The sequence below is a fragment of the Pseudomonas sp. FP1762 genome, assembly GCF_030687105.1.
Taxonomy (GTDB): Bacteria; Pseudomonadota; Gammaproteobacteria; order Pseudomonadales; family Pseudomonadaceae; genus Aquipseudomonas; species Aquipseudomonas siliginis.
In genome coordinates this window covers 3967666-3981975 of sequence record NZ_CP117458.1, presented here as the reverse complement: position 1 = coordinate 3981975, position 14310 = coordinate 3967666, and the positions used below count along the sequence as shown (strand labels likewise).

General features: G+C 56.9%; 12 protein-coding genes and 2 pseudogenes. 8 read left to right on the top strand and 6 right to left on the bottom strand.

Going from position 1 to position 14310, the window contains the following annotated elements; translation table 11 throughout:
* The first annotated feature begins 8 nt into the window (after positions 1-8).
* Genes PSH90_RS17655 through PSH90_RS17645 form a run of 3 tightly spaced genes read left to right on the top strand, consistent with a single transcriptional unit; the run spans position 9 to position 3507 of the window.
* Entirely contained in the window at positions 9-674 is a 666-nt protein-coding gene (locus PSH90_RS17655) for a YjbF family lipoprotein (protein WP_305381179.1), read from the top strand.
* Positions 671-1432 carry a capsule biosynthesis GfcC family protein gene (locus PSH90_RS17650; protein ID WP_252867995.1) on the top strand — a complete coding sequence of 254 codons (762 nt, stop codon included), beginning with the start codon at positions 671-673 and terminating at the stop codon, positions 1430-1432. The genes PSH90_RS17655 and PSH90_RS17650 overlap by 4 nt, the downstream gene beginning before the upstream one ends.
* Complete coding sequence (locus tag PSH90_RS17645) at positions 1429-3507, top strand: YjbH domain-containing protein (RefSeq protein ID WP_252867994.1); 2079 nt, start codon at positions 1429-1431, stop codon at positions 3505-3507. Before PSH90_RS17650 ends, PSH90_RS17645 begins: the two co-directional genes overlap by 4 nt.
* 323 nt (positions 3508-3830) lie before the next feature.
* Here the strand turns inward: PSH90_RS17645 and PSH90_RS17640 are convergent, their stop codons facing one another.
* The 3 genes from PSH90_RS17640 to PSH90_RS17630 form a co-directional block, all read right to left on the bottom strand.
* Entirely contained in the window at positions 3831-5225 is a 1395-nt protein-coding gene (locus PSH90_RS17640) for an undecaprenyl-phosphate glucose phosphotransferase (protein ID WP_252886552.1), read from the bottom strand.
* Positions 5226-5615: 390 nt separating this feature from the next.
* On the bottom strand, positions 5616-6275 hold the full coding sequence (locus tag PSH90_RS17635; RefSeq protein ID WP_041477289.1) for a helix-turn-helix domain-containing protein: 660 nt from the start codon (positions 6273-6275) through the stop codon (positions 5616-5618).
* Positions 6276-6552: 277 nt separating this feature from the next.
* On the bottom strand, positions 6553-7293 hold the full coding sequence (locus PSH90_RS17630) for a winged helix-turn-helix domain-containing protein (RefSeq protein ID WP_305381177.1): 741 nt from the start codon (positions 7291-7293) through the stop codon (positions 6553-6555).
* Positions 7294-7866: 573 nt separating this feature from the next.
* Between PSH90_RS17630 and PSH90_RS17625 the strand changes: the two genes are divergently transcribed.
* The gene (locus PSH90_RS17625) at positions 7867-8700 is read left to right on the top strand and encodes an undecaprenyl-diphosphate phosphatase (protein WP_150741238.1); all 834 of its coding nucleotides are present in this window, start codon (positions 7867-7869) and stop codon (positions 8698-8700) included.
* Here the strand turns inward: PSH90_RS17625 and PSH90_RS17620 are convergent, their stop codons facing one another.
* Positions 8701-9072: a DUF2388 domain-containing protein gene (locus PSH90_RS17620; RefSeq protein ID WP_056791440.1), complete on the bottom strand. Its 372-nt coding sequence runs from the start codon at positions 9070-9072 to the stop codon at positions 8701-8703.
* A gap of 75 nt (positions 9073-9147) precedes the next feature.
* Positions 9148-10122, bottom strand: coding sequence for a tRNA dihydrouridine(20/20a) synthase DusA (gene dusA, locus PSH90_RS17615; protein ID WP_256810666.1), 975 nt, complete (start codon positions 10120-10122; stop codon positions 9148-9150).
* 266 nt (positions 10123-10388) lie between these two features.
* Here dusA and PSH90_RS17610 point away from each other — a divergent pair.
* From PSH90_RS17610 to PSH90_RS17600, 4 genes and pseudogenes are all read left to right on the top strand, one after another.
* Positions 10389-10525, top strand: a pseudogene (locus PSH90_RS17610) (Lrp/AsnC family transcriptional regulator); the annotation flags it as partial.
* Positions 10526-10946: 421 nt separating this feature from the next.
* Positions 10947-11975 (top strand): annotated as a pseudogene (locus tag PSH90_RS27570) (methyl-accepting chemotaxis protein); the annotation flags it as partial.
* A gap of 33 nt (positions 11976-12008) precedes the next feature.
* Positions 12009-12881 carry a methyl-accepting chemotaxis protein gene (locus tag PSH90_RS27565; RefSeq protein WP_370695147.1) on the top strand — a complete coding sequence of 291 codons (873 nt, stop codon included), beginning with the start codon at positions 12009-12011 and terminating at the stop codon, positions 12879-12881.
* A gap of 141 nt (positions 12882-13022) precedes the next feature.
* Positions 13023-13832 carry an EAL domain-containing protein gene (locus PSH90_RS17600; protein ID WP_305381175.1) on the top strand — a complete coding sequence of 270 codons (810 nt, stop codon included), beginning with the start codon at positions 13023-13025 and terminating at the stop codon, positions 13830-13832.
* A 58-nt stretch (positions 13833-13890) separates the two neighbouring features.
* Here the strand turns inward: PSH90_RS17600 and PSH90_RS17595 are convergent, their stop codons facing one another.
* On the bottom strand, positions 13891-14310 hold the full coding sequence (locus tag PSH90_RS17595; RefSeq protein ID WP_305381173.1) for a DUF6691 family protein: 420 nt from the start codon (positions 14308-14310) through the stop codon (positions 13891-13893).

The window sequence follows — 14310 nt, the reverse complement described above, 5'->3', positions numbered from 1 at the left end:
GCCCGACTGTGAACCTATTGAAAGTGGGCGTCTGCCTGATGGCGGCCTCGTTGCTGTGCGGCTGCAATCCTCTGATGAGCGCGTCGCTGAACAACCTCAAGGCCGCCGTCGTCGGCCCCGACGAGGTTGATGTGACAGCGGCTGAGGTCGCCGGGGTCAACTACCCGCAACTGAAACTGACCACGCCATCCGGCTCAGGCGTGCTGGCGCTGGTGCGCGAGCGTGAAGACCTGCAATTCTGGGTCGCCTCCGGCAAGCAGGTTTTGCTGCTGCGCGATGGCCTCGCCGTGCGCAGCATCGGCCTCGGTCTGCAAGGTGATCTGGATGGCACACGGCTGGCCGATGACTCGCCGTTCAAGCAAGGCCTGCATCACGTCGCCGACGGTTTCACCACGCGCCGCTGGATCGATCTGTACAAGGGCCAGGAAGTCGGCGTGATCGTCAACAGCCGCTTTTCGCGCCGTTCCACCGAGACCCTGGAGATTCTCGACAAGGCTTACTCGGTGCTGCGCGTCGATGAACAGATCGACGCCCCAGCCATCGGCCTCAGCGCAACCAACCATTACTGGGTCGACCCGCGCGACGGTTTCATTCTGCAAAGCGAGCAACAACTGACCACGCAATTGCGCGTCAAGCTGGTTCAGCTGACTCCTGATCGCAGGCATCTGCCGTGAAGCGCTTAAGCATTTTGGCTGCGGGTCTTTTGCTGATCGCTGGGGTGAGTCAGGCCGCTGTCACGGTGTCCGGCGACGTCGCCAATCCCGGTCCGATCGCATTGCCGCCGGGTGGACGCCTGTTCGATGTGATCAGCGAAGCCGTGCCCAATGCCGAAGGCTATTGGCTGGCGGGCGGCTTGTTGCGCCAGTCGCTGGTCGAGGAACAGACACGGCTCAAGGTTGGTGTGCTGTTCGATCTCGAGGTGCTGCAGCGCATGGCGACGCTGTTTGATCGGCCAAGCCGCGCGGCACTGGCACAGCGCGTTGCTGAAGAAGTCCGGCAAATGCCAGTGACCGGACGGCAGATCGCTGACCTCGATCCGGTGGCGGTGGAAGTCGGCTTCGCGCGCAACATTCGCCTGGATGACGGCGATCGGCTGATCTATCCGAAACGGGTTGATGAAGTGCAGGTGTTGGGCGCGGTCACCGAGCCGTGCCACCTGCCGTACCAGCCATTGCAGGAGGCCCGCGAATATCTCGAAGGCTGCTCGATTCTCGACGATGCCGAGGCCGATTACCTGTGGCTGATCCAGCCCAACGGCGTGTCGCGGCGCGTCGGCATCGCGCACTGGAATCGCGAGTCCGGGCAGTTTCCGGTGGCCGGCAGCAGGATTCTGGTGCCGATAAAAAATGATGATCTTGATCCGCCTCTTCCTGAATTGAATCAGCAGTTGGCCGAATTCATTGCCACGCAGCTGGCCGAGGTGGTTCGTTGAAGTTACGTTTTGCAGCTGTGTTGTTATTGCCCTGCGGTCTGGCCCACGCCGAGCCGCGCATCACCCAGAATGACTTCGGTGGCACCGGTCTGTTGCAGACGCCAACGGCGCGCATGGCCCCGGCCGGCGAGCTGAGCGTCAACGCCAACCGCACCGACCCGTACAGCCGCTACAGCGTGTCGTTGCAACCGCTGGACTGGCTCGAAGGTTCGTTTCGCTACACCGCGATCACCAACCGGCCCTACGGCTCGGAGGCCCTCAGCGGCAGTCAAAGCTACAAGGACAAGGCGGTCGACGCCAAAGTGCGCCTGTGGCAGGAAAGCCACTGGGCGCCGGAAGTGGCGCTGGGCTTTCGAGATATTGGTGGTACCGGTTTGTTCTCCAGCGAATTCTTCGTCGCCAACAAGCGCTTCGACAATTTCGATTTCAGCGCCGGCATCGCCTGGGGCTACATCGGTAATCGCGGCGACTTCGACAACCCGCTGGGCTACGTCAGCAATCGCTTCGATACGCGACCGGCGCTGGAAGGCACCGGCGACGTCAACTCCGGCTCGTACTTTCGCGGCAAGCCTTCACTGTTCGGTGGCGTGAGCTACCAGACGCCGTGGGATCGGCTGAGCCTGAAGCTGGAATTCGAAGGCAACGACTACAAGAACGAGCCGAAGGACAACGAGATCAAACAGGACTCGCCGATCAACCTTGGCGCGGTGTTCAAGGTGACCGATTCGATCGATCTGAGCGCTGCCTGGGAACGGGGCAATACGGCGATGTTCGGCGTGACCTTTCACACCAATTTCGTCAGCCGCAAAGCGCCGGCCAAGACTTACGATCCGACTCCCGAACCGCTGCCGGCGAAGGCGCCGACGACCTCGATGGAACAGGTCAACTGGGCCGATGTGTCGCGGCGTTTGCAGCAGAACGCCGGGTACAAGGTCGAGCGCATCAGTCAGCGCGATTCCGAACTGATCGTCTACGGCGAGCAGCAGCGGTATTTCCATTCGTCCAAAGCCGTTGGCCGCGCGAGCCGGATTCTCGACAACAGCGTCAACGACGACATCGACTGGTTTACCGTGGTCAACAAGCGCTACGACCTGCCGCTGGAAGAAACCAGCCTGCCGCGCCAGACCTTCCGCGAAGTGATCAACAATGAAGAACCGTTGGAGTCGCTGCATCGCACCACCGAAATCAACCCGGCGATGCCGCGCAATGAGAAGACCCTCTACACCGAAGCGCCGCAGCATTTCAGCTACGGCGTGGGTCTGGGCTTCAAGCAGAACGTCGGCGGCCCGGATGGTTTGCTCTATCAATTCAGTGCTGATGCGGACGCGGAATATCGCTTCAACCGCAACACCTGGTGGAGCGGTTTGCTCAGCGCCAACCTGGTCAACAACTTCGACAAATTCGTCTACGACGCGCCGAGCGGATTGCCCCGCGTGCGCACGGATTTGCGCCAGTACCTGACCACCTCAAACACGACCATGCCGTTGTTTCAGCTCAGCCATGCCGAGCAGTTGGATAAAGACCTGTACGGCATGGTGTACGGCGGCTATCTGGAATCGATGTTTGCCGGCGTCGGCGCGGAAGTGTTGTTCCGCCCGACCGGCGAGCGCTGGTCGCTGGGCGCGGATCTGAACTGGGTGCGCCAACGTGATTTCGATCAGGGTTTTGCCTTGCGCGATTACTCGGTGGTGACCGGGCATATCACCGGCTATACCGACCTGCCGTTCGACACGCTGGCGGCGGTCAGTGTCGGTCGTTATCTGGCCGGGGATTGGGGCACGACCGTGGATATCTCGCGTGAGTTCTTCAATGGCGTGCGCGTCGGTGCCTGGGCAACCATCACCACGGCCAGCAGCGCCGAATATGGCGAAGGCAGTTTCGACAAGGGCCTGTACCTGTCGATCCCGTTCGACGAGATGATGAGCATGTCGACCATGCGCCGCGCCAACCTGGTCTGGGCGCCACTGACCCGAGATGGCGGCGCCAGACTGAGCCGCAGCTATCAACTGCACTCGATGACGGATAGCCGGGAAGGGGACATGTTCTATCGCAACTTCGAGAAGATTACCGAGTAGGCGCTGGTCTGTGGGAGCGAGCCTGCTCGCGAATGGTCCGGCACATCCAATATCTCCAGTGCCTGACACACCGCTTTCGCGAGCAGGCTCGCTCCCACAGTTGATCGGCGTCACGCCACACATCCAGGTCATCACCCGAATCCCTGTGGGAGCGAGCCTGCTCGCGATAGCTTCGTGTCAGCCGACATCGTCATTGACTGACCCACCGCCATCGCGAGCAGGCTCACTCCTACAAGGTTTGTGCCGGTAGTCGATACCGGTTACCAAAATCCCGCCCACAAAAAAGGGGACTTTCGTCCCCTTGTAATCTGCAGCGCTGAGCCTCAGTAAATATCCTTCGACAACAACGTAAACGGCGTCTTCACCAGGATCTTCAGATCCAGCCACAACGACCAGCTGTTGATGTACTGCAGGTCGATCTCGACACGCTTCTGCATCTTGTCGATGGTGTCGGTCTCACCCCGGCAGCCGCTGATCTGTGCCAGGCCAGTGATGCCCGGTTTGATTCGGTGACGCGCCATGTAAGCGAGGATCTTGCCCGAGTAGTAATTGTTGTGCGCCACCGCATGCGGCCGTGGCCCCACCAGCGCCATGTGCCCCTGCAACACGTTGAACAACTGCGGCAACTCATCCAGCGAAGTACGGCGGATAAAACGACCTACTGCGGTAATGCGCGAGTCATTGCGGCTGGCCTGTTTCACTTCGCGGTCATCGTGGACACGCATCGAGCGGAATTTCCAGACCTTGATCACCTTGCCGTTCCAGCCATGGCGGTCCTGCTTGAAAAACACCGGGCCGGGCGAGTTGATTTTCACCGCCAGAGCGATGATCAACAGCAGCGGACTGAGCGCAATGATCGCCAGGAACGCCACGGTTTTCTCAACCAGACTCTTGCTCAGGGCAGCGGTGGGGCGGCTGGTCAGCGGACTTTCGTTCAAGTAGATCGCCGGCAGGCCGTCCACGACTTTCACCGAATGATTGAGCAGGGTCAGGCTGTTCAAGTCCGGCACCCACACCACATCGACGTTGGCGCCGAGCAAGTCGACATACATCGCTTCGATCTTCGCGGCTTCGCAAAGCGGCAGGGTGATGTACAAGCGGCGGATGTCGTGGGCTTCGATCAGCTCGAGCAACTCGTCCTGAGCGCCAACGACACGCGGTGCGTCGGAAGCGAGGACCGGTTTGTCACCGTTGCTGACCAAGCCAATCAGCGGCAGGTTTTCCAGTTGGCTGAGTTTTTTCGCCAGGCCCAACGCCAGTTCGCCGGTGCCGACAATCAGCGTGCGGTGTTCGCTTTTACGCGAACGCTGGTAGAACTTGGAAAACGCATGCAGCGGAGCGTAGAGGAACGCCTGACCGAGGAAGCCATACACCGCCCAACTCAGAATCACCTGACGGGAAAACAGCTCATCGGCCTGGCAGACAAACGCGATGCACGCCAGCGCGGCCATGGTCATCGACCAGCCCATGAACAAGCGGCCGAGGCCGGTCAGGTAGTTGTCGCGTTTGCGATAAACGCCGCTGAATGTGTAAGCCGGCACCGAAGCCAGAACGGCGAGGGTGGCGCACATTCGGTAGTAGAACGCGACGGTGCCGGTATGCTGTTCAGCGAGGATGAACAGCAGCGTCACAACGAAGGCCTGTGCCAGCGCCCATTGGCCCCAAAAGGTCAGTCCCTTGAGGCCCGTGCTTCGATTAATACTGAGAGAAAGATCCATACGATATCCCCAAAAGACGTCCATTCAGGTTTCAACAGTTGAAAGCCGAGTTGTTATGCAGACTTATTATTTTTGTTTTAGCGAGTGTCTTGAGGTAACAACATCGAGAGCCGAACTGTCGTCAGCCAATAGACTAAGTTATTGCCGGGAATGGTGTCTGACGAGTTCTAACAAGATGGCGCAATGCCAACTTTTTAATATTTAAATAGAAGGTTGTTAGAAAAGGTCGTAGAGCGAGGGATGAAAAAGTGAGGGTGTATTTGTTACTGTTGAAGGGTGGAGGCAGGGAAGCTTTTATTGAATCAGGGAGGGAAAACCAGACAGAGTGCTCTTCTTGTTGTTGTAGTCGCACTTTATATCTGTCTGTCTCGGTTTTAGTGGCGCCGGTGATTACGCTACGACTTCCTGGATCAGGCAATATCCGCGATTTCTTACGGCTCGGAACAATCGCTCGCCATTACTCGCACTCTTGAACTTGTCCTGCAATCGGCTCAGGCACATTTCCAGGCCACGGTATTGCTCGGGTTCCCGACCAATGCTGATGATCAGGTCATCACGACTGACCACGCGCTCTTCATGGCTCAGCATTTTCCTGACCAGAGCGGTTTCCAGGCCAGTCAGGCTGATCGCAACATTGTCCTTGAGCAACACGCCTTGTTCATCGTCGAGATGCCAGGTATCGCTGCAAGGCTCAGTGCTCTCGCTGACATTGGAGATATGAGCGCGTTCTGCACTGCGTGTCGGGAAGCTTTGAAACGGATTGTCTGTTTGCGCGGCTCGCCATTCATTTTCAAGAGTGGCCAGTATGCGTTGAGTATCATGTTCGATACTGCGCGCAACATTCTTTCGGCTGAGGCTTGGGTAACTGAACTCCATGACCATCGGGGCGGAAGAGGGCGAAGCAACACCTTCAACAAACATTTGTGCCTGCGACGTGCCAAACGAATTGAAACGCTCACTGGACAAGATGCTTTCCAGTTCACGTTGCGACGTTGTGCTGTGCGTCACAACAACAAAATATTTTCTGGGGAGGGTTGTACTCGTTTCCATGTCTCTCTCCTAAATACACACCAAAATTGGCTAAAAGATAAATCGGCAGGCGAGCAATGACTTCCTCGGAAGTAATCGTAGGCAGGGTTCTGGCCGAAAATGGCCATCGATAAATTCCACTCGATCTGCTGCTATGTTATGGAGTTTTATTGTTATGTGGCGTGATGCCGTGCTCATTCAAGTGCTTGAGTTTTAATAAGTATGAGGCGCAATTGGAACGATATGGTTGCATCAGACGATCCTTCGTACGTATGCAAAAGGGAAGACTGCCCGAGACTCAGGCAGTCGATATCAGGCCCCGCATCAGGCGATAGCCGTAGCCGCGGATGCTCTGAATCGCGTTTGTACCATACATGTCCTTGATTTTTCCACGCAAGCGACTGATTGATTTTTCCAGTGCCCGAGGATCGTAGAAATTGCTGTTGAGGCCCATGATGCTGGCGATTTCATCATGACTCAGAATGTGATTGCCGGTGTGCGCAAAGGCCTCGAGGATCTTCATCTCGGCGAAAGAGATATCTAGTTTGCGCCGACTGTCCATCAGGCAGATCCGCGTCGGATCAAGCGTGAGATTGATATCTCGTTGCCAGTCTTCGCTGTTGAAGAACTCCGCGAGCAAGTCTTCGCTGTCATCGCTCAATGTGTTGAGCTTGATACAGGCATCCGCCCCGGCGAGGAAATATTTGATCTTGTTGACGGCGCCGCGGCCGGTGACAATTGCGCAAATAAGTGGCTTCAAGTTGTCATCGCGCAGGTTCTGCACCAAGGCCAGATTTTCTTCGATGGCTTGTGGATTATCGATGATGACGAAAATGGCGCGGTAGGAACCGATGTAACCGTGCTGCTTATATGAACTAGTGAAAGCACCTGTTTCCAGAGTCATATCGGGCTGCACGTGCTTTGCGATCACCGATCTCAAATGATCAGCCACACCCAGTGTACGACCCAGCGCAAGAACACCGGATTCATCATTTGTCGGGCGCGGACTTCTCGTCGCCAAGTTCCCTGAGAGCATCATGCGTTGACTCGAATTAGGTGCTGACATCGGGATGTTAAAGCACCGGTTCTCATCTGTGACTGACAATTGGTAACATTTGCGCGGATTTTAGACGTGCCTCCCGAGTTTTCTAACAATAACTAAGCTTTTCAGGCTTTTAGTTGATTTTCTCGGGCTTGTGAACTAATGGAAAAGTGATGGCTATATGCGATGGTGCCACTATTTTGAGCTTGTGACGATGGCGTTGTCTATGTCCTTTTGCCACTGATTGGCCATGTCAACAATGTGTGAAGTTGATCACACTTCATATCTGAACTGAAATATTTGTTGTAATAGATGTAAATTTTTTCCGTTTAGTTCGTCGGCCGACGATTACTAACATGACTTGAGTGTGGCAGTCCGTTAAACCTATTCTTCGAAATCAAAAGGTCGCGGCCTTCGGCAGCTTCTACATGGAAATGCATTCCAAATGTAGGAGCTGTCGAAGGCTGCGATCTCTTTAGATCTTTATATGCGCCAATTGTGTAATTCAGATACTCAACCCCTGAGTGTTATTGACTGGTCGCTCACCCTGAGTGCTCTGACGGAGGATTAATGGATTTCTGGACCCTTTTCCAGGTATTGATATTAGGCGCGGTTGAAGGCCTGACCGAGTTCTTGCCCATCTCGAGTACCGGCCACCAGATTATTGTCGCCGACCTGCTCGAGTTTGGCGGCGAACGCGCCATGGCGTTCAACATCATTATTCAACTGGGGGCCATTCTTGCGGTGGTCTGGGAGTTTCGTCCGAAGATCTTCGAAATCGTCAAAGGCCTGCCCACCGAGCGCAACGCGCAACGTTTCACCCTTAATCTGCTGATCGCGTTTTTCCCGGCCGTTGTCCTCGGTGTGTTGTTCGCCGACGCGATTCATGAATACCTGTTTAACCCGATCACCGTTGCCGTCGCCCTGGTTGTCGGCGGCATCGTCATGTTATGGGCCGAACAGCGAAGCCATGTGGTCAGCGTCGAACATGTCGATGACATGCGCTGGTCTCACGCGTTGAAGGTCGGTTTCGTACAGTGCCTGGCGATGATTCCCGGCACCTCACGCTCCGGCTCGACCATCATCGGCGGTCTGCTCTTCGGCCTCTCGCGCAAAGCCGCCACCGAGTTCTCGTTCTTCCTCGCCATGCCGACCATGGTTGGCGCTGCCGTGTACTCCGGCTACAAATACCGCGACCTGTTCCAACCCAACGACCTGCCTGTCTTCGCCCTCGGCTTCGTCACCGCATTCATCTTCGCCATGATCGCCGTGCGTGGCCTGCTGAAATTTATCGCCAACCACAGCTATGCCGCGTTCGCGTGGTATCGGATCGCGTTTGGTTTGTTGATTCTGGCGACTTGGCTGTTCGGCTGGGTGAACTGGACCGCCGCAGCGGCCGCCTGATCACTGAGCGCTGATCAACGCCGCCACGGCGAGATCATTTAACCCCGAATCCGCCGACTCCTGGCGATAGCGCTGCAAGGCCGAGGTGAAATACGCGGCTTGCAGCATGCCGTCGCTGGCCAGATAGAGTCGCGCGTCTTCTTGCTCCTCGGCAGAGTAAACACGCTTGTGACTGTCGGTCGTTTCCTGGCTAGACGAAATAGGTGCGAGGATCAAAGACACCAAAGTGAAGCCGGAAAACTGCGTCACCTCCCACGGCGTATCGGTACGGCCCATGCAAAAGCCATCGCAGTGCGCATAAACGTTGGAGGTGAAGCTGAACAAAGCGAGGAGGGTGAAACGCTTGAAACCTGAACAAGTAAACGCGGGCATAAACGAAAGACATCCTGTCAGTACATCAAAACACCGGGCAACGCTCATGCGTCGCCCGCACGCTCAATCCATCAATCAACGACCTTCAAGCAACTCAGCCGCCTGATCCAGCAACGCCAGCGGATCCTTGGCCTTGTGAATATCCACCGACAACAACTGACGGAATTTCCGCGCCCCGGGGAAACCGGTGCCCAGGCCCAGCACATGCCGAGTGATGTGATGCATCGCCCCACCGGCCAGCAGATGTTCGGCGATATACGGCCGCAACTGCGCCAACGCCTCAGCCCGACTGATCACCGGCGCGGTACTGCCGAACAGTTGCTGATCGACCTCCGCCAGCAAATACGGATTGTGATAAGCCTCACGCCCCAACATCACGCCATCGAACGTCTGCAGATGCTCATGGCAGGCCTCCATGGTCTTGATCCCGCCATTCAGCACAATCTCCAGCTCCGGAAAATCCGCCTTCAGCTGCGCCGCGACGTCATAGCGCAACGGCGGAATGTCACGATTCTCCTTCGGCGACAACCCCTCCAGAATCGCAATCCGCGCATGCACGGTAAAACTCGTGCAGCCGGCATCCCGCACAGTACCGACGAAATCACACAGCTCAGCGTAACTGTCCCGACCGTTGATCCCGATGCGATGCTTCACCGTTACCGGAATCGACACCGCATCACGCATCGCCTTCACACAATCGGCCACCAACTGCGGATGCCCCATCAGGCACGCGCCGATCATGTTGTTTTGCACACGATCACTCGGGCAGCCGACGTTCAGGTTCACCTCGTCGTAGCCGTGTTCCTCGGCCATGCGCGCGCAGGCGGCGAGATCCAACGGAACACTACCGCCGAGCTGCAAGGCGAGCGGGTGCTCGGCTTCGTTGTGGCGGAGGAAACGCTCGTGATCGCCGTTGAGCAGCGCGCCGGTGGTCACCATTTCGGTGTAGAGCAGGGCGTTCTTCGACAGGAGGCGTAGGAAGTACCGGCAGTGGCGGTCCGTCCAATCCATCATGGGTGCCACACTGAAGCGGCGAGACGGCTCAGGCATGGATTTTACTGGGCTGAAGCTCTGATTCTGGACCATTTTACTCAACGTGTTTTCGGCGTGCTTTTGGGCGTTTTCAAGGGTGTTCAGCATCTGGTTGGTACGATGTACCAATTCGAAGCCAATGCGTACCACTTTCGTTTATGGCAGCTGTCAGGACATGAAAACTGGCGGATGGCAGCATGCGCTACACCGCATCCGGCGGAATGGAGTGCAAGTCTACCAAGACAGCCACATTTTCGCCCCGGAAACGGACTACGCGATCTGGATTGCTGGCAGAGGATCTTGATAGCTCCAGCAACTTCATCGAGCAGGTGCTCCGGCGTCAGATGGGGATTGCCTCTATTGAGTCCCGTGCTTGCGCGAGGCCACGACCGGTAGGCGTATTGCCATTCCCACCTGGTAAAGGATTGAGTCGCCAAGCGTTTGAATGCGCATTTTCAGCCCCCGTTTCACGCCGATAGCGATGTGCCACAAATCATGATGGCAATGCGTCATTACGTCGCTCAAAAAGTTCAACGATTATACAAAAATATAAAGTTGTACAAGTTTTCGCAAAATTAATAGCATCCCTTCAGACACCTTTGCTGAAACGATAAATCCAGCCTGCATATGCTCTGTTGCGACGTGATGGCTTTGTCTGCCGGTGCTCGCGTCGGGTTGTTTTCGACGCTTCAACAGCATCGGCATTTGCATTTCAGGGACCGCTGGAGCGTCCCGTACTACGCCCTGGATGACGACCCCCGAATGTCTGGACGGTGACTGTGGTTACCGGAGATCAATTTTTTTGTGCCTGGCGTTTCGCGTCAGGACGTTTGAGGCTGAATATGGCAGTAGCATCGAATTTCCTCGGTGACATCAAAGTTTCCCGCAAGCTGGGAACCGGCTTCGGCATTCTTCTGCTGGCCGTTTTGGCGGTTGCCTTCATTGGCTATAACAGCAACAGCGTGCTGGTTGATCGCTTGAGTACGACGCGTCTGATCGGCACGTTGAATGACGCTACGCAAAATATGCGTCTGTCCGAGAAACAGTACGAAGCCGCCGCTGACGCAGCCTTCGCCGAGTCCTATAACGCGCAGTTGAATGTCTTGCAGGGCCTTGTGGGCAAGGCGCTGGACACCTTGACCCGCGCTGAAAACCAGCAAGCCTTGAAGGCTTTGCAAACCACGATTGTTGCCTACGACCAGAAGGTCAAACGGCTGATCGCTGCCGATCAATCGACCACCGATGCGCTGAAACCGCTGACGGCGCTGTCGGACAAGTACGCGCAAACTTTTGCCGGCATGCTTGAAGGCACCACGACCAGTGCCTTGGCGTCTGCCGATGGTGAACGCGTTCGGGAGCTGCGCACGGTGGCCGATTTGCGCAATGGCATGACCACGTTTCGCCTGATGTTGCGTCGTTACATCGCGGTGCCCAACGACGTGAACAAAAAACTGCTGATGGAAACCATCGATAGCTTCTTGAGTGATATCAGCAAGGCGCGCACCAGCCTGCCGACGGCGCTGTCGAGCCAACTGGAAGAAGCCCACTCCGGCATGCGGCGTTATCGCGAAGTATTGGTGGAAGTGGCCGGGCTGTTTGAGCAGAAGCAGAACATGCGCGAGCAGGTCGACCAGCAAAGCAAGGCGATGGACAAGATCATGAGTGGCCTGATGGACACCCAGCAGCGCCTTGCACATGAGGATCAGCATTCGGCTTTTATTCAGATGGCGGTATTGACTGCGTTGGCGCTGGTGATCGGGCTGTTGGCTTCGGTGGTCATCTCGCGCCAGATCACTGCGCCGCTAGCGCTGACGGTTGATCTGGCACGACGGATTGCCAAAGGCGACCTGACGGTACAGGCCAGGTCTGCGCGCAAAGATGAGTTGGGCGATCTGCAAAATGCGATGCAGGAGATGGCGCAGAACCTGAACACGCTGGTGCAAGGTATCGGCAATGGCGTCACGCAGATTTCCACCTCTGCGGAAAAGCTCTCGGCCATGAGCGAGCAGACCAGCGCAGGTGTACGTCAGCAAAAAAGTGAAGTGGATCAAGTTGCCACAGCGATGCACGAAATGGCTTCGACGGTGCAGGAAGTTGCGCGTAACACCACCGATGCCTCCGCTGCCGCGACCCTCGCCGATCAGCAGGCGCGCCATGGCAGCACGGTGGTCAAGCAGGCGACGGTGCAGATCAGCGAACTTGCCATGGCCATTGAGGAGTTGGGCGGTGCGATGAATGTGCTGACTCAGGACAGCGAGCAGATCGGCAAAGTCATCGATGTGATCAAAGCCGTCGCCGAGCAGACCAATCTGCTCGCGTTGAACGCCGCTATCGAAGCCGCGCGGGCGGGTGAGCAGGGTCGTGGTTTTGCTGTGGTGGCAGACGAAGTGCGCTCGCTGGCGCAGCGCACGCAGGACTCGACCAAGGAAATCGAAGCGCTGATCGTCACCCTGCAACAAGGCACGCAAGCGGCCGCGACGCTGATGACCTCAAGCCGCGAGCGCACCCTCGATACGGTGGTACTGGCGCAGAAGGCCGAATTGGCGATTACCGAGATCAATCAGTCCATCGGTACGATCCAGGAGATGAGTCTGCAGATCTCGGCCGCCGCCGAGCAGCAAAGTGCCGTGGCCGACGAAATCAACCGCAGCATTGTCAGTGTGCGTGATGTGGCTGACCAGTCGGCTGTCGCCAGCGAAGAAAGTGCGGCGGCGACGATCGAATTGGCGTCCCTGGGGCAGGACCTGCAGCGAATGACCGCGCATTTCCGCACCTGATCTTTTCAACTTGGCGCACGCGGTGCCTTCAACTATTCAGGCGCCGCAGGGCTACAGTTATTGCCTTGTTTGCAGATAACTAAGGCCAGCAGCTGTTTTATTTATCGCCATGGAAGGTTGCACGCCGTCATCAGGTGGTTCATGACCGACTTTCCAAAATCATTCGCGTCTCCCGGTGGCTGCCAGGGCTGTAGAAACAAAGGTGTGCCAGAGATGGATTTCGCCTTCGCTTTCCAGCCCATTGTGGATCTGCGCGATCAAACGACGTTTGCCCATGAAGCGTTGGTTCGCGGCGTAAACGGTGAAGGCGCCTTGTCTGTCCTGGAGCAGGTGGACGATCAGAACCGTTATCGATTCGATCAACTGTGTCGTGTGCGGGCGATTTCCACGGCGGCTGAGTTAGGCATGACGCAGTACCTGTCGATCAACTTTCTGCCGAACGCCGTGTACCGTCCGGAGATGTGTATTCGCAGCACGCTGGAAGCGGCGCGCACATACGGCTTTCCGCTGGAGCGGTTGATCTTCGAGGCTGTGGAAGGCGAGCACGTCGAAAGCAACAAACACTTGATGAATATCTTGCGTGAGTATCGTGAGTTTGGTTTCAAGACGGCCATCGACGACTTTGGCGCAGGCTATTCCGGCCTTAACTTGTTGGCGGATTTTCAGCCAGACCTGATCAAGCTGGATATGGCGCTGATCCGCAATATTCACCGTGACCGCGTACGCCAGACCATCGTGCGCAACGTGGTGAACATGTGTAGAGAGTTGGGCGTGGAAGTGATCGCCGAGGGCATAGAAGATGCCGAGGAAAGAGACTTTCTCGCCGATTGCGGCATTTACCTGATGCAGGGCTACTGGTTCGCCAGGCCGGCCTTTAAATCATTGGCGCAGATCTCGACGAGTGCGTGGCAGGGGAGATCATCCAATCCGCGATCTTGTGCAAAACATTGATCACCACCAACACTGGCTGCCGTGGGTGCCCTGCGCCTTAATGTCGGTTGTTCTGCGGTCACGGGTTGCGTCGGGTTTCCAGCAGCGTAAATAGCCCCATGCCTGCGAGCATCGCCAATACGAAAACGATTGCTTGCCAGTGGCCCGTCAACAGGATGGTCACTGCCGGGCCAGGGCAGATGCCGGCTATCCCCCAACCGACCCCGAACAGCAGGCTGCCACCAACCTGACGTCGGTCCAGCTCTTTTCGGGCGGGTAGTTGCATGGGGTTGCCCAGTACCGATTTGCGTTGCCGGCGTGCCCAGGTCAGCGGGCCGATAGCGATGGCAATGGCGCCCACCATGACCAATGCCAGCGAGGGATCCCAGGCCCCGGCCACGTCGAGGAACGCCAGGACTTTCGTCGGATTGGCCATGCCCGCCAGAAGTAATCCGACGCCGAACAGCAGGCCGGCCAGGAATGCATTGAGTTTGAGCAC